The sequence below is a fragment of the Micromonospora sp. 4G55 genome (assembly GCF_016803375.1).
On record NZ_JAEVHN010000932.1, the window covers coordinates 1 to 1,291 of the forward strand.

The following is a 1,291-nucleotide window of genomic DNA, read 5'->3' on the forward strand; positions in this document are numbered from 1 at the left end:
GCTCGGCGGCGCCGGCCAGCGGCGAACCGCCGCCCGGCAGGGCGACTCCGTCCCCGGACGGTGGGTCAGACCTCACGCAGCTCCTCGACCTCGTCGGCGCACCCGAGCACCTGGCACACCTCGGCCGTGACGTCGGCCGGGAGCATCCCCTCGTGGGCGCAGAGCCGGAGCAGCTTCTGGGCCGAGATGCCCAGGTCGGCGAGGATGTCCGCGTCGCCGACCGGGTCCGCCTCGGGGTCGACGGCCGGCTGCTCGCTCTCCTCGTCGCCGCCGGCGGACGGCCGGGGCTCCTCGCTCTCCTCCAGACCGGTGACCGAGGTCTTCAGGTCACCGACGAGCAGCGCGCCCAGCCGGGACTCCTCGGCGTACGCGGAGTCGGAGCCGAAGATCCGCAGATCCTCCCCCTCGTCCAAGCGCAGGATCACCAGGTAGGCGTCGTCCGCCTCGACGAAGAGCAGCGACAGGTCGGCGTCGGGCTCGACGTCGCGCAGCCGGTCGGCGACGTCGTCGATGTCGGAGGCGCCCCGTAGGTTCACCTCGGCGGCGCTCCACTCGCCCTCGTCGCGCACCACGGCGGCAGCGAAGTACGACACGGTCCCCCCAAAGGCCTCGGCACAGCACGCCGACTCGTTACGCGATGCACGTTAACCGGTCGGGTCGGCAGGCGACCGGTCAACGCCCCGAAGGGCCGGTCAATCCTGAGAAAGTCGCCTCAGCCGGCGACGCGACGCCGGGTGGCGATCAGCTGTCGCAGCCGTTCGGTGCGCTCCCGCTGCGGCTTGTCCCGCTTTCGTACCGCGCGGGCCCCCGCCAACTCGGCGAGAATCTGCAGGCGGCGACGGCTGCGCTCGGGGTCGAGCCGCGGGGTGGTCCAGGCCATACCGGAAAGCGTCCCCAGTCACAGCGAGTACGTCAAGATGGCGTTCGAAGCGAAGCCGGCCGATGACGCAGCGTCACCACATCGGCCAGTCCGCGCTGGTCGCCCAGCGCACGACCACGATCGCGAACGCGATGCTCCAACCACCCGCTGTGACGATCGCCACCCCGGTCGCCACGCCCCGGTCGCCGTACCGGACGAGGCCGAGGGCGGCCAGCCAGGCCACCACGCCGGCGATCACCGTCCACCACGCGTACCCGGGGACGCCGCGGCCGAGGAGGCCGAAGAGCACCAGCCAGGCGGCGGCGAGCGCGCCGCCGGCGGCCACCCCCGCTGCCGGTCACCGGGTGCGGCTCGCGCCACGTCGGCCGGCGCGGCGGCCCCGAGGGAAACAGACCCGAGGGGGTACGCGCC

At 73.6% G+C, this 1,291-nt stretch carries 2 protein-coding genes and 1 pseudogene; all 3 read right to left on the reverse strand.

Going from position 1 to position 1,291, the window contains the following annotated elements; translation table 11 throughout:
- Positions 1-65: 65 nt before the first annotated feature.
- Complete coding sequence (locus JNW89_RS36265) at positions 66-593, reverse strand: tRNA adenosine deaminase-associated protein (RefSeq protein ID WP_238452436.1); 528 nt, start codon at positions 591-593, stop codon at positions 66-68.
- Positions 594-712: 119 nt separating this feature from the next.
- Positions 713-880 carry a hypothetical protein gene (locus JNW89_RS36270; protein ID WP_238452437.1) on the reverse strand — a complete coding sequence of 56 codons (168 nt, stop codon included), beginning with the start codon at positions 878-880 and terminating at the stop codon, positions 713-715.
- Between the two features lie 73 nt (positions 881-953).
- Positions 954-1,291 (reverse strand): annotated as a pseudogene (locus tag JNW89_RS36275) (hypothetical protein); the annotation flags it as partial.